This window comes from Terribacillus saccharophilus (genome assembly GCF_046592595.1).
Taxonomy (GTDB): domain Bacteria; phylum Bacillota; class Bacilli; order Bacillales; family Amphibacillaceae; genus Terribacillus; species Terribacillus saccharophilus_C.
Window position 1 is genome coordinate 224678 of record NZ_JAWVPF010000004.1, and the last position, 18389, is coordinate 243066.

Below are 18389 nucleotides of genomic sequence, written 5' to 3' on the forward strand. Positions count from 1 at the left end.
GTAAATTCCCCTTTTATTGAAATGGCCTTCCGGAAAACAAATAGAATCCGAAACAGACGACATGGAAAGTGATGACAATCGACACAATTGTCATCATCTTGCCGGTCGGCCAGCGCTTATGTTTTTTATTCCATGTCTCAAAATAATTGAACGCAGTCATCATCAGGGCATGATAAGCACCGTAGACGATGTACTGAACTGCTAATCCATGCCATACTCCCATCAGCAGGAATAGAAGGATATAGCCCAGATTCGACACGAGCATTTTGTTTTGTATCCATTTTTTCTTTTTCATCAGGAAAACAAAACGCATGAACACATAATCCCGGAACCAGAATGACAGTGACATGTGCCATCTGTTCCAGAAATCCTTTATGTTCCGGCTGATGAATGGCATGTTGAAATTCTCCGGCGAACGAATGCCCATGATATAGCTGACACCGACTGCAAATAACGTATACCCGGCAAAGTCGAAGAACAGATATAAACTGTAGCTGTACATATACAGCAGATGATAACTGAACCGGCCATCTGCGATATGATCAAGATCCATAATGAAATAGGTGTTGATCGCATACCCGATGATGAACTTGTACAAGAAGCCGAGGAAAATCTTGTTGATTCCTTTATAAAGCAGCTCCTTGTATTCTTCTGGTGTCCAACGCTTCTCCTCGTCCTTCTGGAAACGTCGGAACCGATCAATCGGACCAGAAGAAATCGTCGGGTAAAACAGCATGAAATTGACAAGCTGGTAAATCGACAGCTGCTGTTTGATCAAACCATCTCTCGTTTCGATGATGATTTGGACAGCACGGAATGTCAGATACGAGATACCAAGAAAGCTTGCCCAGTTATCCACTGCCAGGAACGGCAGGATTTTTGATAGGATCAAAGGCATAATCGATAAGAAACTCATCAGATAGAATACAAGACTGCTATTCTTTTTCTGCCGGTATGAGATATAGCCTTTGATCAGCACCAGCTGCAGGATAGTGAAGATGATGAGTGTATAAAACCCTTCATCTCCACCCGAAAAAATCAAGGCCAGGATGGCAATCGATACGAATACATTGTAATAACGCAAATGCTTGCCCATGATACCGAGAATCATCGTCGGCAGGAGCAGAATGCCTAGAATAATAAAGAAAAGGAACGAACTATACGGGGTCATGCGAATACCTCTTCCGTCATCCTCTTACGATCCGCTTTTCCGTTCATTGTCATCGGGATAGTCATATGATAGGTGAATTTACGCGGGATCATATAAGCTGGCAAGCGCAAAGCAAGATCCTTCCGAATAGCTGCTGTGAGCTGATATTCCTTATCAAAATTGTGTTCTTCTGGAACGACTGCAGCAATCAAGTATTCAATTTCCTCTTTCGGTGCATACGGAATGATGATCGCAGCTTTAATATATTCGGATTGCTGTAGATGGAATTCAATTTCCTCCAGCTCCATCCGGTAACCATGCAGCTTAATCTGATAATCCAGTCTGCCCTGACAATATACGAGGCCATTCTTGATTACACCTGCATCCCCAGTTTGATAAGCTTGCATATCATACACAGTGCCGTATGCTTTTTCAGTCAGCAGCGGCTCACCAAGGTAGCCTTTAGTCACGCTCGGTCCTGCGAGAATAAGCTCTCCTTTTTCTCCATCTGGCAGCGGATTACCGGATTCGTCCACGACGAGGATACGCATATCCGGTTTCGGGCGGCCAACCGGCAATGCTTCCTCTTGTAACAGTAAGTCTTCTGTAACCTCAATCGACGTTACGGCAACTGTTGCTTCTGTTGGCCCATATGTATTGAAAATCCTCGCTTGCGGGAATCGTTTTTTTAATTCTTTTGCTGTTGCAAGCGGCAAAACTTCTCCACAGAACAGGAAGGTATCCAGCTCTGGAAGCATTTCTGCATGAAAATCTGGGTTAGGAAAACACATTTGAACAAAGGATGGTGTGGAAGTCCAAATCTGCAAAGCTGAATGGCTGAGATTTTCAAAAAGCAGCTTCGGCTTATTGATTACTTCCTTGGTCAGCGCATGGATTGTCCCGCCGCTTTGCAGGGCCGGGTAAAAATCCATCACAGATAAATCGAATGAGAATGGCGCCTGATTGAGGAATACTTTTTCTTGTTCGAGCGGAAAGTCACTCGTCATCCAATCAGTAAAGGATTGCAGGTTTGCTGCTGTTACCTGTACACCTTTCGGATTTCCGGTGCTTCCCGATGTGTAGATGATATAAAATACTTCCTCTTCCTTCACCCACAAGTCCCGATTGCTAACCTCTTCTTCTTCCAGCTGCAAAGCTGCTGTATATAAAACAGCTATATTATTAAGTCCAAGATCGGTATCGGTTGTATTGATGACCAATCCTGCACCGGATTTTTCCACGATAAGACGCACCCGCTCCATCGGAATGGATGTATCAATAGGTATGTATGGATAGCCAGCCTTTACACAGGCAAGGAAGGATACCGGCATATCCGTCCCCATATGGCCATACACAACAATTGGCGTCTGCCGTTCAAGCTGACAGCTGCTTTGTATAAGAGCAGCCAGTCTGTCTGATCGGTCCCAAAGCATCCTGTAGCTGATTGCATCCTCTCCATTACGGAATGCTGTCTGCTCCGGACTGCTTACCGCATGCTGTGCAATAGTTGTTAAAAGTTTCATTGTTATATCTTCTCCAATTAAAAATCGTTATAGATGTAGTTACCTGTATTGGCTGTATGGAAGCCATATAGCATGAACAAGGTGACAAGGATTGCCAAATAAAAGCACGTGTGCACGACAAAGCGAACACCCGTATGTGCATACAGCTGCTTGATCTTATTCATTTTTTCCTCTGCCTTCTATTCAAATTTATACCCAGTACCAATAACGGTCCGAATATGGTGGGATTCATCTCCAAGTTTGGCACGCAGCTTTTTAATATGCGTGTCCACTACGCGATTATCTCCCTCAAAATCGATGCCCCATACATGATTCAGAATTGTTTCACGTGAAAGGACGTTGTTTTTATGCTGCAGCAGGAGCAGCAAGAGGTCATATTCCTTCGGCGTCAGCTCGACCTGTTGTTTATTCAACTCCAGCTGACGTGATTTCGTATTGACCACCGCATGGCCGAAGCTGAGCATATGTCCATTCGGCAAGTAATGTTCTGTTGCCCGCTTCATCAAGGAATTAGCCCGCGCAACCAATACTTTCGGACTGAACGGTTTCGTCACGTAATCATCTGCTCCCAAATCGAATCCATGAATTTTATCATCGTCGCTGGATTTGGCTGTCAACAGGATGATTGGTACACCCGATTTTGCCCTGACCTCTTTTGTAACCGCAAAGCCATCCATCTGCGGCATCATGATATCCAGAATGACCAGATCGGGATAAATAGCGTCAAACCAATCAATTGCACTGCTGCCATTATCAGTTTCATGCACTTCCCAGCCATCCATTTTGAAGTAGTCCGCCACTACTTCCCGGATGCGCAATTCATCCTCGACAAGTAGCACTTTCTTTCTCATCGTGCATCCTTCCTTCCAACTGATATACATAAATTAACAAGCTCATATGTCCTTCATGTGTCCAATAAGCAATTTTTCCTAGTTACTTATAAAAACGCACGATAAAGCGTACCCCTTCTGGCGTATTTTCCACGTCATAGATAAAGTGGTGTAAATCGAGTATTTGCTGTACGATTGCAAGTCCCAAACCTGTGCCGCCTGTCAATCTGCTTCTGGACGACTCAGTACGATAAAATCGATTCCATATCTTATCAAGCTGCTCCTCCGGAATATGAGGGCCTTTGTTGTCAATCATGAACACACTGCGGGCAGTGTCCAGATCTGTTTCGATACGGATAGTAATAACGGAATCTGTTTCACTATGACGGACTGCGTTGACAAGCAAATTCCGCATCACCCGCTCCATCCATTCATAATCTGCCGTAATCGGCATTTCATTCCGTGGCATCACTTCAATGGAAACCTGTTTTTCCTTGGCCATGCAGTACATTTTATCGGAAAGATCTTCTATCATTTCACTAAGCAGGAATGATGATTTTCTTAGTTTGATAGCTCCGTTCTCAAGCTTGGCCAAATCAAGCATATCTCCGATCAGTACTTGCATCTTGTCGGATTCCTCAATGATTACATCAATATAGTGATCCTGTTTATCGGGACTGATTCCGTCCTGCAGCCCTTCTGCAAAGCTTTTGACGATACTGAGCGGTGTCTTCAGTTCATGGGAAGCATGTTCGAAAAATTCGCGCTGCGCTTTCTCCATCTGTTTGCGTTTCTCCATATCCTGCTTCAGCTTTTCATTGGCACGTTTCAGATCCTCCAATGCAATATCCAAATTCTGCGCCATGATCAGCATGTTATTGGAAAGGCTGCCTAATTCATCTTTTTGTTTGATTGGCTTCACCGACGTAAAGTCCAGATGCACCATTTTTTTCGCCATTTCATTCAGCTTGATCAAGGGACTGCTCACAAGACGCGAGTAGAACAAAGAAAGCAATAGAATGAGGACGAAACCAGCTATACCGATATATAGATAAAACACACGCAGTGCTTCATTTGTATCTTTTGTTTCCTGTAAGGATGTGACCGAGAACAGATATTGCATTTCTCCGTCTTTTTTCACTGGTTCTATCAGTACAAGGTTCTGCTTTCCGCTCCACGACTCCACCCAGTCCAGCTGCTGGCTTTCACCTTTGTTAAGTTGTTTAAGCAGTTCTTCATCTAACGGGAACCAAGCAAGCAGGGCATCATAAAGAAGGCCTAATCCTCTATTAGACATGCCACCCTGAGGCAGCGAAACGCTTTTTACTTTACCTTCCCATGTCACTTCATTCTCTTCCAGATGTTCACCGACACTTTGCCCATCCTTGGTGATGACAGATGGATAAATGACCGAAGCAACTGACATATCTGTTTCTCCAAAAATCTCAAGCATGTCTCCCTTTCTGATGTCCAATGTGTTCAAGTCGCTGCCATTATCCGTGACAAATAAAGACAATGCCACTTCTAGATCCTCTCCGGATTCTGTCTCCACCATGATGTTAATCGGATCCTGCACCAGCTGATATCCCTCTGCATCGACAATTGTCAAAGGACTTTTCGTTTCCTGCATATAAGACAGTGTTTGCTTCGTCAGTTCCTCTGCGCTCCAGGAATTGTCCTCATAACCTTTAGCCAATGCATGCAGATGCTCGGCAGCTTCTTTTGTTTTATAGTGCTGATAAAAGCTATCAAAAAACACAAGCTGAAAAATCATGATCATCGCGTAAAATGCCAAGAAAAATAAAGCTGTCACAGCGAACAGCTTGATTGTAATGCCTCGTTTTCTCATGTGGTACCCCTTTATGTACTACGACAGTTAGTTATGTATACTGTAATTTACGGATATGTTTTTTATGTGTCCGCATACTACATCAGCGTACACGCATTTATAAAAATACGGAACCCTTTTTTTGTAAAATCCAAATGCTCGCCTCCTGCATAATCTAACTTCGAAGCACTTAACAGAAAGAAGGGGAAGGCATGGGGAAAGAAAATGAATACATGGACTATACAAAGGGCAATGTCCAGTATTTTAGCGATTTGAATAAAAACCGCCTATTCACTAGGAATAGCCGGAACTATATCAACCGGCTGGGCCGGGATGTATTGAATACACTGGGAGATGTCTCCCTTCTTGATATCTATCTAAGCAAAGGGAAAACAGTCGAACCTCATTATCATCAAAATGCAGCGGAACTTGTTTATTGCATTAGCGGGTCAGCTCAAGTTTCCCTGATCAATCCGTTCACAAATAAAGTCGAAAACATCCGCATCACCGGCGGGCAGGTCGCAAATGTCCCTCAAGGCTGGTGGCACTGGGAAACAGCTGCAGAAGATCAGACACATCTGCTGGCGATTTTTGATGCACCATACCCTGAATATATTTTCGGTTCGGACATCCTGGCAAGAACACCTGCCGAAGTACTTGCAAAAACCTATTGTTTGGATAAAACAAAGCTTCAGGAAACATTGCGTCCGCTCAACAACCAGACCATCATCATCGGTCCTCCAGACGAATGCCACCAGCAGCGCACTGACGAACACGCCTCCCATCAGGAAAATAATCCAAGTCAAATAAATGACTATACAGATGGGTATCATTATTATCGTTTCAAATAAGAACAGCCTCTCCTTGTGCAGGAGAGGCTGTTCTTTAAGTAAGGTATTAGTTCTAATTTGTTCATCGAAGCAGCATGCGTAAATCTGCTTCATTCTCTAATAAATCCTGTAATGAATACGCATCAAGCACTTGCAAGTATGCATGCAAAGCTTTACCTAATATTCCCCTCAATCCGCAAACAGAAGCAATCGGGCATGTATTGTTCTCTCGATTGAAGCATTCCACCAAATGAAAATCGTCTTCCATCCTCCGCACGACCGCTCCGATATTGATATCTTCTGGCTTTCGTGCCAGTTTAATACCGCCGGAACGCCCCCGTACAGCTTCAATATAGCCGGCCTGGCGCATTTCATGTGCAACTTTCATCAAATGATTTTTTGATATATGATATGCTGTCGCGATTTCTTGAATCGTGGACAGCTTGTCTTTATCTTTCGTTCCCAAATAAAGAAGGACCCTTAGGGAAAAATCGGTATACATCGTTAATCGCATCTTTGTTACATCCTCCTCTTCTTGAGGATTATAGCATAACTGAATATATGAATGGGCATAAAGAGAATGTGACACTTTTGTTAAAGTGGTATTTAAAATATATCTTTTAACCGCAGTTAGTTCTATGATAGAGATAGATCGACGAAAGAAGGAATCCAACATGTTATCAAAAGAAACTATCGACATCATCAAAAGCACGGTACCTGTGCTAGAAGAACACGGTACTCAAATTACTACTGTCTTCTATGAAGAATTGTTCAAAGCACACCCTGAACTTCTGAACATTTTCAATCATGCAAATCAGGCAAGAGGCAAACAGCAAACAGCACTCGCTAATGCTGTCTATGCAGCTGCGGTACATATCGATAAGCTCGAAGCCATCCTACCGACAGTCGTACAGATTTCTCATAAGCATGTCAGCTTAGGTGTTAAAGCAGAACATTATCCAGTTGTAGGAGAATACTTGCTTAAAGCAATCAAGATGGTTTTAGGAGATGCAGCTACGCCTCAGATCCTGAAAGCATGGGAAGAAGCATATGGTGTCATCGCTGATGCCTTCATCGGTATAGAAGCGAATATGTATGAAGAGAATAAAAAGAAAGAAGGCGGTTGGTCATTCTTTAAAGACTTTGTTGTTGAAAAGAAAGTTCAGGAAAGTGATGTTATCACGTCCTTCTACTTGAAACCGGCTGATGCTGATCGCGTACCTGATTTCGAACCAGGTCAATATATTTCTGTCCGTGTATCCATACCTGGCGAGAAATATATGATGATCCGTCAATACAGTTTGTCTAAGACACCTTCATCAGATACGTTCCGTATTTCTGTGAAGAAAGAAGACGATAATAATCCAGATGGCAAGGTTTCCGTCTACCTGCACGAACAAGTAAAAGAAGGAGACAAACTTGAGGTAAGTGCTCCTGCTGGCGTTTTCACTCTAGAAAGAAATGCTGGTAAACCAATTACCTTCATCGCTGGCGGTGTTGGTATCACGCCAATCATGAGTATGCTTGAGACGCTTGCAGCAGAGGATTCCAAGCGGGAAGTCGTGTTCCTGCAAGCCGCCCGTACTCCGGAGTATGCTGCTTTTACGAAGCAGATCCAAAGCATCCAAGAAAGAATGCCTAATCTAACATATCAGACGTACTATGAAGATAAAAGAATCGATGAAACTGTCCTTAAGGATATGGTGAAGACTGACAGCGATGTGTATGTTTGTGGTCCAGCTGGTTTCATGGAATTTGTCATTTCTACGATGTATCGCTTTGGTATCAGTAAAGAACAAGTTCATTTTGAGTTCTTCGGTCCTGCTGCTGATCTTGAAAAAGCGCAATAAAACAACGAAGCGCACTGCCGAGGCAGTGCGCTTTTTTATTCCATTTTCTTATCTTGCTCTTCTATACTTTGCACAATATCCTCAATGGTCACATGCGCCAATGCTTTTTCCATGACTGACTGTGCCCCGGCGAATATTGGCAGAACAGCTGCTTGGATATTCCTGCCGACCGTACATTGCGGGTTCGGATTTCCATGCACACTGAAAAGTTCATTTTCCGGGACTGCTTCCACAGCTTTATACACATCAAGCAGCGTGATTTCATCGAGCTTTCGTGCCAGTTCCGCACCTGCCACTCCTGGCCGTACATGGACCAGCTCCGCTTTTTTCAGCATCCCCATGATCTTACGGATGACAACCGGGTTTGTATTGACACTTGCTGCAATGAACTCAGACGAATTCACTTCGTCCTTATTTACCTCCAGAAGTGTCAGTATATGAATACCAACAGCAAAACGGCTGCTTATTGACATAATTTCCAGCTCACTTTCAAATGAATTCCTATCTCTATAGTATAACGCAAAATGAAACGCGTAAAAGGAAAGTGTTGACAAGTTATCACCTGTAACTTATTATACTACATGTAATAAATATAATTACAAGTTAAACACAAGGGGGATTTCCCATGAAAATAGGGATTATCGGAGCCACTGGTAAAGCAGGCAGCTTGATTGCAAAAGAAGCATTGGATCGCGGTCATGAGGTCACAGCAATTGTACGTAACGCTGCAAAAGTAGAACTTAACAATATCAACGTACTGGAAAAAGAAATTTTTGCAATCCAAACGGAAGATGTAAAAGATTTTGACGTAGTCGTCAACGCCTTCAATGCTGCTCCTGGTCAAGAAAAACAGCATATTGAAGCAGGTCAAGTTCTTATCGCAGCATTACAAGGTGCTCCTTCTACTCGCCTTCTCGTTGTCGGCGGTGCTGGAAGCCTCTTCGTAGATGATAGAAAAACAACTCGTGTATTCGAAACACCAGACTTCCCGGATGCGTATTTGCCGACAGCTGCCAACATGGGCGAAAACCTAAAAGAGCTGGAAAACGTTGAAGGTATCCAATGGACATATATCAGTCCAGGCGGATTCTTCGATGCAGAAGGCAAACGGACTGGCAGCTATCAATCCGGCGGTGATGTCATGATCTTGAATAAACAAGGCAACAGCTATATCAGCTATGCTGACTATGCTATTGCTATGTTGGATGAGATCGAGAAACCTGCCCATCCAAATGAACGCTTCTCTGTCGTTGGAGAAAAAGAATAAATAAAAAGGCGCCAGACCAAACGGTCCTGCGCCTTTTCTCTTATTTCAACAGATTCAAAGATTCGCGGTTGAATGCTTCCAAATCATCAGGTGTTCTGCTTGTTACGATGTTATGGCTTACGACTACCTCTTCATCCTTGTAGTTCGCACCAGCATTGATCAAGTCTTTGCGAACACTGCGATAACCTGTAATATCCTTGCCTTTAAGCAAGTCTGTGTCGATCAATACTTGCGGACCATGGCAGATGGCGAATACAGGTTTTTCATTTTCTACGAAGGCTTTCGCGAATTCACCAGGACGGTCATCTCCGCGAAGCAAGTCAGGAGAGAATCCTCCAGGAATCAATAGTGCATCGAATTCACTTGCATCCACATCGGAAATCGCTTTGTCGATTTTCACTTTCTCACCGTGCTTGCCGTTAACTTCTTTACCAGCTTCGAACTCCACGTTAACGACGCTGTGACCAGCTTCTTCGTATGCTTTTACCGGACTTGTATATTCGATATCTTCAAATTCATCTGTAATTAAAACTGCGATTTTTTTACTCATATATAGTCCCTCCTAGTTTATCTTTACCTTAAGACTACCAGAGGCTTCTCTCTCTCTTCAACTATAGTGCTCACAGGTTATCATCCGATACTGATCACACCGAATAGCAATGCCGCAATCGTCATCACGATTGTCGATCCGAATGCCCAGAGCATCGCATATCGCTGCAGCTCTCCAAACTGGATGCCTACCATACCGATTAGCAAATGGGCTGCGGCTACTAGCGGGCTCAATACGTGCACCGGCTGGCCAAGCAATGCCGCACGACCGATTTCTACTTTGCTGACACCGTAAGCTTGCGCTGCTTCAGCCAAAATCGGCAGTACACCGAGATAGAATGCATTGTTGGACATAAAGAAAGTAAATGGTGCACTAATGATAGCGATAATGACTGCGAGATATGGTGACATGAACTCGGGGATGATGGATACAAGCGTATTCGCCATAGCATCAATCATTTCCGTTCCAGACATAATACCTGTGAAGATACCCGCAGCTATAACTATCGTCGTAACGGCTAAACCGTTTTTCGCATGAGCTGCCATTCTTTCCTGCTGCTCACTCATACGCGGATAGTTGATCATCAGAGCGACAGCAAAAGCAACCATGAACAATATCGTCAGCGAGATGAAGTCCATGATTAGGCAGACCAGCAATGCTATTGTAAGCAGCAAGTTGACCCAAACAAGCTTTGGACGGCGATAAGCTGGTACCTCTTCAGCAGCACTGATTTCTCTGTGCGTTTGATCATCCAGCTGTACGACACCTAGACGCTTCCTTTCCTTTCTTCCAAGGATGAAAGCTACTGTTATCGCATAAACAAGCCCTACTCCCATAACAGGAATAATCGGTATGAACAGCTCCGATGCTTCCAGATTCAAAGCAGCCATGGCCATAGCCGAAGCGCCGCCCCAAGGTGTAATATTCATTACCCCCATTGAAAGCATGGCTACTGTTGCTAGAATCAAACGATTCATTCCTAATCGCTTATAGAGCGGCAACAACGCAGAAACGGTGATCATATACGTGGTTGTACCATCCCCATCAAGAGCTACCATCATAGAAAGAATAGAAGTACCAACAACGATTTTAAGCGGATCCCCTTTTACCACTTTCAGAATGAAATTGATCAGGGGGTCGAACAGACCTGCATCAATCATGACTCCGAAATAAAGGATAGCAAACAGAATCATTATGGCTGTTGCTGCGATCCCCTCCACACCTTCCAGCATCATCGGACCGAGTGAAGAAGTAAAGCCGCCAATTATACCAAATAGAATTGGAATGAGCGTCAACGCCACAAGCGGCGATAGCTTTTTGGACATAATCAAATACATAAATACAGCAACCATGGAGAAGCCCAATAAAGACAACAAAGAAAGTCCTCATTCAAGACGCGCTATTTGTTAGCGCTTTCATTTGAAAGAAGTGTATCATTATGTTCACAAAATGCACAGTTTACTTACATTAAGTGCATTTTTTTCATTTTTTTCACGAAGATCAGGATGAGTTACCAGTTCTGTTTTTGTACTTGCGGACTGGCCTTCCGACTGTACCATAGGAGACTTCCACCTCCGCTTCTTTTCTCGACACCATATATTCCAGGTAGCGGCGGACAGTAGAATGGCTTACGCCTACTTTCGCTGCAATTTCCTCAGCTTTTTCACTGTTTTGCTGCTCCTTCATTACGTGCCGTACCGATTCCAAGGTGTGACGATCGATTCCTTTTGGATAGACTTCCTGTTCCGCTGCTTCTGGTGTATGTATGTTTGGATGAAAAAATGCGTCTACTTGCTGCTGACCGATTTCATTGCCCGATTGAAGTTCTCTCTTATAGATAGCATATTCCTGTAGCACACGCTGGAAACGATCGCCATCTACTGGTTTTATTAAATAACTATATACGCCTCCACGCATCGCCTCACCAACCGTCTCCGTATCATTCGCTGCTGTCAGCAGGATGACATCCGTCCTGCGGTAATTCTGGCGGATGAACCAGAGTATATCAATGCCATTCGTATCAGGAAGATAGACATCAAGCAGCACCAAGTCCGGCTTCAATGCCTGAAGCAGACTTTTCGCCTGCTCTCCATTCTCAGCGACACCAATCAGCCGATACCCTTCCATCTGATTCAAGTAATTCTGAAATACCATTGATGCTTCCACGTTATCTTCCACTATCAGAACGTTCATCCGGTCCATTTTCCACGCTTCCTTTCGGGAGAACAATCGTTGCGAGTGTTCCTCCTGCTTCACTGTCTCCATAATACAAATCTCCATGCAGTTTCTCCAATGCTGCCTGTACTATCGTCAATCCGATTCCGTGTCCGTCAGCATCCTTTTTGGTTGAGTATCCATCCACCAATACTGCCTGTTTCTCCTTCTCAGAGAGCCGCTTGCCATTGTCCTCGATATCTACTATCACTTCTTGGCCTAGATCTGTGAAAGACACAAAAACCTTTCCTTTGGTACCCTGGTGCTTTGAAGCGGACTCAAGGGCATTCTCTAGCACATTGCCAATGATTGTGACGATTTTCTCTGTAGCTTCCGGTCTCATATCCATGTTCATGCTGCTGCTTTCATCAATTGTCAATGACACTTTTAGTTCTTTGGCACGATTGAATTTCCCTAATAGACAGGCTGCGATCATCGGTTCCTTTATGCTTGCCATCAGTACATTGACAACACTCTGCTGCTCCTCCACTTCTTCGGAGATAAGTACGAGTGCTTTATCATATTGCTTCAGACTGATTAAGCCATATAACGTATTTAATTTATTCATGAATTCATGATTGGAAGCGCGCATCTGATCTGCTTGCTGCTTCATTCTTGCAATTGTCTCTGACACGTCAATCACTTCAGTTTCGGGACGCAATGTAAAAACGACTCCCAATGTTTCATCTGCTTCTTTAATCGGAGAAGCATCTACTATGTAAATATCGCCAGCAACAAAGGTATATTTATTATACTTTCCTTTGCCATCTGCCAAAACAGCTTGATAAAGAGCTTGCAGATTTGTCTGATCAATTGCATCCTCCAGTACCGATTTACGCTTGAATATCTCTTTGGCTCTTCGGTTAATAGATGTGATATGACCTTTGCGATCGATAGCAATGGTAGCATCTTTGATTGATGCCAGCGTTGTTTCCTTTTCTTTGAATAAGAAGGAAATCTCTTCTGGTTCTAATCCATAAATCAGCTTTTTCACTCTTTTGGCCACAAGATAAGCACCAACTAGACCCACAATGAAGATAAGCAGGAACCAGATGATTACCTCCTGTAAATAAGAAAGAATCTGATCATTCAGGTTATGTTTTAAAAATCCGACAGACGCTACACCAATGATATCACCTGATTCATTCTTTATCGGTGTTTTCGCTTTAATTGCATAACCAGAAATGCCATTACCTTCGTATATGACTTCCTTGCCCTCCTCCAAGACTGGATCATTGCTCGTCTTGGTCGGTTTACCGATTCGCCCCGGTTCTGGATGTGAAATCCGGATGCCATTCGTATCAGCGATAACAACATAGTCTGCACCGCTATTCTGATGGATTTTTAACGACTCTTGCTGTATCGCCTCGTCATTATCCCTCTCCTCCAGATGCTGAAGAATGGTGTCATCTTTGGCAGCAATTTTAGCAACAGCCATCGCAGTGTTTCCTGCATCCTCCTCGACTATCTCATCAACCTTCCTTATGAATAGAGCGCTTACAAATAATAGACTGATCACAAGCAAAATTGTCACCAATAAAATAATCTGACCTAGCAAACCAAAACGAAGCCGTCTCCGCAGTTCCCCCATATAAGTCGTCCCCTTTGTTCTCCTCTGCTATTATCTTACTACTTTACCGCTATAGGAAGAAAAAAGGTTGTGAAAATAAAAAAAGCATCCACTGAGGAGTGGATGCCAATCATGTTATCTGCTTGTATATCCTGCGTCAGCATGAATAGTCGTACCAGTCACGTAAGAAGATTGATCGGATGCTAACCATAGGCTCGCTTGGGCAATCTCTTCCGGCTGACCGAATCTGCCAAGAAGACTTAGCATTGGTGCGAATTCCTCTTCTGTCTGGCCTGTTTCTTCCAGGGAACCTCTAAGCATTGGTGTATCAATAGCTCCAGGAGCCACTGTGTTTACACGAATGTTCATTGGTCCGTTTTCAAGAGCTGCAACCTTTGTCATACCTACAACGCCATGCTTAGCTGCAACATATGCGATGTTATTGGGCTGCGGACGGAAACCGCTGACAGAAGAAATGTTTACGATACTGCCGCCTTCACCTTGCTTGATCATTTGCTGTAATTCATATTTCATACAAAGCGCTGTACCTGTCAGATCAACCGCAATCAAACGGTTCCAGTACGCTTCATCGAATTCTGCTGCTGGTGCATTATCCGGTGTTAGAGCTGCGTTATTGATCGCAACATCCAGACGTCCGAACTTCGCTACTGTTGCTTCCACCATCTGTTTCACTTGTGCTGAATCTGATACATCTACTTTTACGAAGAAAGCTGTTCCGCCAGCTGCTTCGATCTCTTCGACTGCTGCTTTACCTTTTTCTTCATTGAAATCTGCCCCAACAACCTTTGCTTTTACTTCCGCGAATAGTTTCGCTGTCGCCAGACCCATCCCCATTGCTGCACCAGTTACGATTGCTACTTTACCTTCTAAAACTGGAAATGTCATGATTATTCCCCCTTCATGTTCTGCGCTTACATTTCCACTATAGAAGAAGCCGTTTGCTGCGACAATATGCGATAATAGTCATAGAAATTTATTTTGAACAAGACAGACGATACTGTTCAATAAAAGTGAGGAGAAACCTGTGAGCATCACCTATCCAGACAAACGCGTAGAAAGAACCCAGCACGCATTAAAAGAAGCTTTAATAAAACTGTTGGCGGAGAAAACACTTTCCAAGATCCATATATCTGAAATCACCGGAGAAGCTGGTGTCAGCAGAGGCACTTTTTATACCCATTATGAAAAGAAAGAAGATTTGCTGGATGAACTCTCCGAGGATATGCTGGAGGACATGACCATCGCTTTCCGAAAGCCTTACGAACAGTTAGGAATGGTAGATTTTCGCAGTCTCCCATCAGAATCTATTGTTCTATTCGAACATTTCCTGGAAAATAAATCATTCTATCAGCTGATGCTTGGTACCACTTCAGATAATTTTTTTAAAGAAAAAATGACAGACCAGCTTCACTACCTTTTCCGGACAGACTATGCTTTTTATTTCCGTCAAATTGATGCAGAAATAGATCTTGAGCTATTCTGTACGTATCGCATTCATGGCATGATTGGACTTATTGTCGAATGGATTCAAAAAGGATTCGACAAGCCTGCACCTTTCATGGCAGAACAGCTCCTGCATATCTTCAGATTCCATACAGAGAGTGTGATGATCAGGCATTGATGTATGTATAAGCAAAAAAAGCCCTCTAAAAGAGGGCTTTTTTCTAATTAATTGCTTGCTGCATTATTTTTCGTTTTCACTCGAACCTGGTAAACAATCAACAAAATAATGAACCAAACAGGTGTCACAAACAAGGCAACTCGTGTATCTTCAGCTAAGGCAAGCACAACGATGACGAATGCCAGGAATGCCAGAATCAGATAGTTGGAAATAGGTGATAACGGCATCTTGAATTTACTTTTCTTTGCAAGCTCTGGACGTGTCTTGCGATATTTCAAGTGGGCCAAAACTGTGATGCCCCAGATGAAGATAAAGCAGACTGTCGAGATGCTCGTAATCAAGGTGAATACACCTTCAGGCATGACATAGTTAAGGATAACCGCGATTAAGATAACGATTATGGAGAAGAACAATGCGTTCTTCGGTACCTTACGGAAATTCAGTTTCTTGAACGGCTGCGGTGCGTGGTCTTCCTTGGCTAAACTATAGACCATACGGCTTGTACTGAAAACCGCACTGTTACAAGCTGAGGCAGCTGAAGTCAAAACGACGAAATTGACGATACCTGCTGCTGCAACGATTCCAACTGCGGTGAATACTTGTACGAACGGACTCTCCGAAGGATTGATTGCATCCCATGGATAGATACTCATGATGACGATGAGTGCACCAATATAGAATACAAGGATCCGAATTGGAATATTATTGATTGCCCTTGGAATGACTTTCTCCGGATCTTCTGTTTCTCCGGCTGTCAAACCCACAAGTTCAATACCGACAAAGGCAAAAACTACCATCTGGAATGATAGAATGAATCCATGGATACCATTCGGGAAGAAACCACCGTGATCCCAAAGGTTCGCAAAGCTGGATGGCCCAGCATCAGTTGAAAAACCGCGGATAATCATGAAGACACCGACGACAATCAATGCCAAAATTGCAATGATTTTTATTAAAGCAAACCAGAATTCCATTTCACCGAACAGCTTCACTGTCGCCAGGTTCATAATGAGCAAAATGACAAGCGCAACCAAACCTGGCATCCACTGCGGCACTCCTGGGAACCAAAATTGTGTGTAAATTCCCACTGCAGTCAAATCTGCCATCGCAATTGATATCCAGCAGAACCAGTAGGTCCAGCCTGTTACGAATGCAGCTCGGTCACCGAAGTAATCGCCGATAAAGTCCACGAAGGAACCATATCCAAGATTACTCAATAGAATCTCGCCTAACGCTCGCATGATAAGAAAACAGAAAATACCGGTAATTAAATACGCAAATAGAATGGATGGCCCAGTAAGATGAATTGATTTTCCGGCACCAAGGAATAATCCAGTACCAATCGCCCCGCCAATCGCAATCAATTGGACGTGCCTGTTTTTCAATCCTCTGGCTAACTTTTCTTCAGCCATATATATGCTCCCCTCTTCCTTCATTTCGAGCATGGAAATATGTGTTGTAAAGCCCTGACTCAAAATAAGTATACTAGTATATAGTATCCGAACAGATAGAGGGGTGCAATAATCAAATTTTTCTAAAACTTAACATTAGAGGTAAGGATTACAGCCTATTTTTACGCTTCAGGATAAAATATGCCCCAATGATTACTAGATAGATAGCCAAGGTTACTGCTGTAATAATGACAGACGTGGTCCATATTACCCCGATTAGGATTAATAATAATGCAAGAATTGCAAGCCAAGTCGTAATAGGAAATGCTTTTACATGGTAGGTGGCTTTATCTGTCTGGCCTCTTCGGGATTTCAAATGAGCAAAAGCAATGATCAGCCAAATGAATAACACTGTGTAACCAAGCGACCCCATCAAGTAATCAAATGTCTTACTTCCTATGAATAAGGAAATTAGCACTCCTACATATAAGAAGGAAGTACAAACCAGTATTGCAACAACCGGCACCTGCCGTTTTGACAGCCAAGCGAACCGTTTGGAGATCCTGCCGTCCAATGCTTGTGTATACAGCACACGTGATGAGCCGTAAAGACCTGAATTCATCGAAGAGATGATTGCCAGTAAAATGACTGCATTCATGACATGGTCTGCTCCGGGAATACCGATAAGCTGGAAGACAAGCACGAATGGACTTACTGCTGAACTGTTTACTTCATTCCAAGGAATTAGACTGACAATAATGAAGAACGGAAACAGGTAGAATGCTATGATACGTGTCAGCGTGCTGCGAACTGCCTTTGGTACTACTTTCACGGGATTTTTCGTTTCTGCCAACGTTACACCGATGATCTCTGTTCCGCCATAGGAATAAATAACAACAAGCATAGCAGTAACCAGTCCGCCGGGACCATTCGGGAAAAATCCGCCATGTGCTGTCAAATTGCTGAATCCAGGAGCTGTGTGATCTCCAAATGAGAAAAGCAAAAGAACAACACCAGCAAGAATGAATAGAATAATAACACTTATTTTGATTAATGCCAGCCAGTATTCTGTCTCCGCGAACGCTTTGACCGAGAATAGATTGACTGCTGTCACAAGCACCGCAACAATCAGTGTCAAAAGCCATACCGGATAATCAGGAAGCCAGTATTGCAGGAAGATGGCTGCTACGACAGCCTCAGCTGCAATGTTCAGCACCCACATCTTCCAATATATCCAATCCAGGAAAAAAGCCGGGAATTTCCCGATACTTTTTTGTACCAAATCGCGAAACGTTCTTGCATCCTTATTTTGTACTGCCATTTCGGCAAGACCTTGCATGACAAATAAAAGAATAATGCCTCCAATTAGATATGCAATAATGACAGATGGTCCAGCCATATCAACAGCTGAGCTTGAGCCTTTGAACAACCCGGCGCCGATTGCACCGCCAAGCGCCATCATCATGATATGGCGAGCTGTCATGGTTCGTCTTAAACCATGCTGATCTTTCTTCATAATCGTTACCTCCATCTTGTTGTTCCAGCTTTTCTCCAAAGAAAAAAGCCTTCCGTCTCGTCTCCATCTGGGATGGAAAAGAGACGGAAGGCTTCTTAACTTCCGCGGTACCACTCTTGTTGGTCTTAAATGACCCACTCTTCACCTTGTAACGAAGGTAACTCGTCAAAACCTAAAGACTAAAAATCCATCAGTTCTGCTGCTCCAGGGTGAGTTCGAAGGAGGACA

At 43.4% G+C, this 18389-nt stretch carries 18 protein-coding genes and 1 other annotated feature (1 of these 19 cut by a window edge); of the genes, 4 read left to right on the forward strand and 14 right to left on the reverse strand.

What is annotated here, in order from left to right; genetic code table 11:
• Nucleotides 1–13 precede the first annotated feature (13 nt).
• From dltB to SFC25_RS08270, 5 genes are all read right to left on the reverse strand, one after another.
• Complete coding sequence (dltB, locus tag SFC25_RS08250) at nucleotides 14–1171, reverse strand: D-alanyl-lipoteichoic acid biosynthesis protein DltB (RefSeq protein WP_411214812.1); 1158 nt, start codon at nucleotides 1169–1171, stop codon at nucleotides 14–16.
• Entirely contained in the window at nucleotides 1168–2673 is a 1506-nt protein-coding gene (dltA, locus tag SFC25_RS08255) for a D-alanine--poly(phosphoribitol) ligase subunit DltA (RefSeq protein WP_411214813.1), read from the reverse strand. The genes dltB and dltA overlap by 4 nt, the downstream gene beginning before the upstream one ends.
• A 17-nt stretch (nucleotides 2674–2690) precedes the next feature.
• Nucleotides 2691–2837 carry a teichoic acid D-Ala incorporation-associated protein DltX gene (locus tag SFC25_RS08260; RefSeq protein ID WP_038558452.1) on the reverse strand — a complete coding sequence of 49 codons (147 nt, stop codon included), beginning with the start codon at nucleotides 2835–2837 and terminating at the stop codon, nucleotides 2691–2693.
• A gap of 15 nt (nucleotides 2838–2852) precedes the next feature.
• Complete coding sequence (locus SFC25_RS08265) at nucleotides 2853–3524, reverse strand: response regulator transcription factor (RefSeq protein WP_411214814.1); 672 nt, start codon at nucleotides 3522–3524, stop codon at nucleotides 2853–2855.
• Nucleotides 3525–3606: 82 nt separating this feature from the next.
• Entirely contained in the window at nucleotides 3607–5352 is a 1746-nt protein-coding gene (locus tag SFC25_RS08270; RefSeq protein ID WP_411214815.1) for a sensor histidine kinase, read from the reverse strand.
• 191 nt (nucleotides 5353–5543) lie between these two features.
• Between SFC25_RS08270 and SFC25_RS08275 the strand changes: the two genes are divergently transcribed.
• On the forward strand, nucleotides 5544–6182 hold the full coding sequence (locus SFC25_RS08275) for a cupin domain-containing protein (RefSeq protein WP_411214816.1): 639 nt from the start codon (nucleotides 5544–5546) through the stop codon (nucleotides 6180–6182).
• A 61-nt stretch (nucleotides 6183–6243) separates the two neighbouring features.
• On the opposite strand, the gene SFC25_RS08280 is transcribed toward SFC25_RS08275, so the two are convergent.
• Nucleotides 6244–6675, reverse strand: coding sequence for an RrF2 family transcriptional regulator (locus tag SFC25_RS08280; protein WP_411214817.1), 432 nt, complete (start codon nucleotides 6673–6675; stop codon nucleotides 6244–6246).
• A gap of 160 nt (nucleotides 6676–6835) precedes the next feature.
• On the opposite strand from SFC25_RS08280, the gene hmpA reads away from it, so the two are divergent.
• Nucleotides 6836–8011 (forward strand): NO-inducible flavohemoprotein, encoded by a 1176-nt coding sequence (gene hmpA / locus SFC25_RS08285; protein WP_411214818.1) that lies wholly within the window; start codon nucleotides 6836–6838, stop codon nucleotides 8009–8011.
• 35 nt (nucleotides 8012–8046) lie between these two features.
• On the opposite strand, the gene SFC25_RS08290 is transcribed toward hmpA, so the two are convergent.
• Nucleotides 8047–8484: an Rrf2 family transcriptional regulator gene (locus tag SFC25_RS08290; protein ID WP_411214819.1), complete on the reverse strand. Its 438-nt coding sequence runs from the start codon at nucleotides 8482–8484 to the stop codon at nucleotides 8047–8049.
• Nucleotides 8485–8636: 152 nt separating this feature from the next.
• Here SFC25_RS08290 and SFC25_RS08295 point away from each other — a divergent pair, with 152 nt between their 5' ends.
• The gene (locus tag SFC25_RS08295; protein WP_411214820.1) at nucleotides 8637–9278 is read left to right on the forward strand and encodes an NAD(P)-dependent oxidoreductase; all 642 of its coding nucleotides are present in this window, start codon (nucleotides 8637–8639) and stop codon (nucleotides 9276–9278) included.
• 40 nt (nucleotides 9279–9318) lie between these two features.
• Here SFC25_RS08295 and SFC25_RS08300 read toward each other — a convergent pair whose 3' ends face one another.
• The 5 genes from SFC25_RS08300 to SFC25_RS08320 all read right to left on the reverse strand — a co-directional run bounded on the left by SFC25_RS08300 (nucleotide 9319) and on the right by SFC25_RS08320 (nucleotide 14518).
• Nucleotides 9319–9828 (reverse strand): type 1 glutamine amidotransferase domain-containing protein, encoded by a 510-nt coding sequence (locus SFC25_RS08300; RefSeq protein ID WP_095218879.1) that lies wholly within the window; start codon nucleotides 9826–9828, stop codon nucleotides 9319–9321.
• Between the two features lie 80 nt (nucleotides 9829–9908).
• Complete coding sequence (locus SFC25_RS08305) at nucleotides 9909–11204, reverse strand: CitMHS family transporter (RefSeq protein ID WP_411214821.1); 1296 nt, start codon at nucleotides 11202–11204, stop codon at nucleotides 9909–9911.
• A gap of 124 nt (nucleotides 11205–11328) precedes the next feature.
• Nucleotides 11329–12030, reverse strand: coding sequence for a response regulator (locus SFC25_RS08310; RefSeq protein WP_411214822.1), 702 nt, complete (start codon nucleotides 12028–12030; stop codon nucleotides 11329–11331).
• A complete protein-coding gene (locus tag SFC25_RS08315) occupies nucleotides 11996–13633 on the reverse strand; it encodes an ATP-binding protein (protein WP_411214823.1) in 1638 nt (545 codons plus the stop codon). Before SFC25_RS08315 ends, SFC25_RS08310 begins: the two co-directional genes overlap by 35 nt.
• A gap of 114 nt (nucleotides 13634–13747) precedes the next feature.
• Nucleotides 13748–14518 carry an SDR family NAD(P)-dependent oxidoreductase gene (locus SFC25_RS08320; RefSeq protein WP_411214824.1) on the reverse strand — a complete coding sequence of 257 codons (771 nt, stop codon included), beginning with the start codon at nucleotides 14516–14518 and terminating at the stop codon, nucleotides 13748–13750.
• A gap of 139 nt (nucleotides 14519–14657) precedes the next feature.
• On the opposite strand from SFC25_RS08320, the gene SFC25_RS08325 reads away from it, so the two are divergent.
• Nucleotides 14658–15254 (forward strand): TetR/AcrR family transcriptional regulator, encoded by a 597-nt coding sequence (locus tag SFC25_RS08325; protein WP_411214825.1) that lies wholly within the window; start codon nucleotides 14658–14660, stop codon nucleotides 15252–15254.
• Nucleotides 15255–15301: 47 nt separating this feature from the next.
• On the opposite strand, the gene SFC25_RS08330 is transcribed toward SFC25_RS08325, so the two are convergent.
• Both SFC25_RS08330 and SFC25_RS08335 read right to left on the reverse strand, forming a co-directional pair.
• Nucleotides 15302–16666 carry an amino acid permease gene (locus tag SFC25_RS08330; RefSeq protein WP_411214826.1) on the reverse strand — a complete coding sequence of 455 codons (1365 nt, stop codon included), beginning with the start codon at nucleotides 16664–16666 and terminating at the stop codon, nucleotides 15302–15304.
• 148 nt (nucleotides 16667–16814) lie between these two features.
• Nucleotides 16815–18161 carry an amino acid permease gene (locus SFC25_RS08335; protein ID WP_411214827.1) on the reverse strand — a complete coding sequence of 449 codons (1347 nt, stop codon included), beginning with the start codon at nucleotides 18159–18161 and terminating at the stop codon, nucleotides 16815–16817.
• 76 nt (nucleotides 18162–18237) lie between these two features.
• Nucleotides 18238–18389 (reverse strand) — a binding site (T-box leader); it runs 75 nt beyond the window's last position.

Excerpts from the sequence above, each read along its gene's own strand:
- SFC25_RS08275 (WP_411214816.1), top strand. The coding sequence starts at position 5,544 with ATGGGGAAAGAAAATGAATACATGGACTATACAAAGGGCAATGTCCAG.
- SFC25_RS08280 (WP_411214817.1), bottom strand. The coding sequence starts at position 6,675 with ATGCGATTAACGATGTATACCGATTTTTCCCTAAGGGTCCTTCTTTAT.
- SFC25_RS08295 (WP_411214820.1), top strand. The coding sequence starts at position 8,637 with ATGAAAATAGGGATTATCGGAGCCACTGGTAAAGCAGGCAGCTTGATT.
- SFC25_RS08270 (WP_411214815.1), bottom strand. The coding sequence starts at position 5,352 with ATGAGAAAACGAGGCATTACAATCAAGCTGTTCGCTGTGACAGCTTTA.
- SFC25_RS08265 (WP_411214814.1), bottom strand. The coding sequence starts at position 3,524 with ATGAGAAAGAAAGTGCTACTTGTCGAGGATGAATTGCGCATCCGGGAA.
- hmpA (WP_411214818.1), top strand. The coding sequence starts at position 6,836 with ATGTTATCAAAAGAAACTATCGACATCATCAAAAGCACGGTACCTGTG.
- SFC25_RS08260 (WP_038558452.1), bottom strand. The coding sequence starts at position 2,837 with ATGAATAAGATCAAGCAGCTGTATGCACATACGGGTGTTCGCTTTGTC.
- SFC25_RS08335 (WP_411214827.1), bottom strand. The coding sequence starts at position 18,161 with ATGAAGAAAGATCAGCATGGTTTAAGACGAACCATGACAGCTCGCCAT.
- SFC25_RS08310 (WP_411214822.1), bottom strand. The coding sequence starts at position 12,030 with ATGGACCGGATGAACGTTCTGATAGTGGAAGATAACGTGGAAGCATCA.
- SFC25_RS08330 (WP_411214826.1), bottom strand. The coding sequence starts at position 16,666 with ATGGCTGAAGAAAAGTTAGCCAGAGGATTGAAAAACAGGCACGTCCAA.
- SFC25_RS08290 (WP_411214819.1), bottom strand. The coding sequence starts at position 8,484 with ATGTCAATAAGCAGCCGTTTTGCTGTTGGTATTCATATACTGACACTT.
- dltA (WP_411214813.1), bottom strand. The coding sequence starts at position 2,673 with ATGAAACTTTTAACAACTATTGCACAGCATGCGGTAAGCAGTCCGGAG.
- dltB (WP_411214812.1), bottom strand. The coding sequence starts at position 1,171 with ATGACCCCGTATAGTTCGTTCCTTTTCTTTATTATTCTAGGCATTCTG.
- SFC25_RS08300 (WP_095218879.1), bottom strand. The coding sequence starts at position 9,828 with ATGAGTAAAAAAATCGCAGTTTTAATTACAGATGAATTTGAAGATATC.
- SFC25_RS08320 (WP_411214824.1), bottom strand. The coding sequence starts at position 14,518 with ATGACATTTCCAGTTTTAGAAGGTAAAGTAGCAATCGTAACTGGTGCA.
- SFC25_RS08315 (WP_411214823.1), bottom strand. The coding sequence starts at position 13,633 with ATGGGGGAACTGCGGAGACGGCTTCGTTTTGGTTTGCTAGGTCAGATT.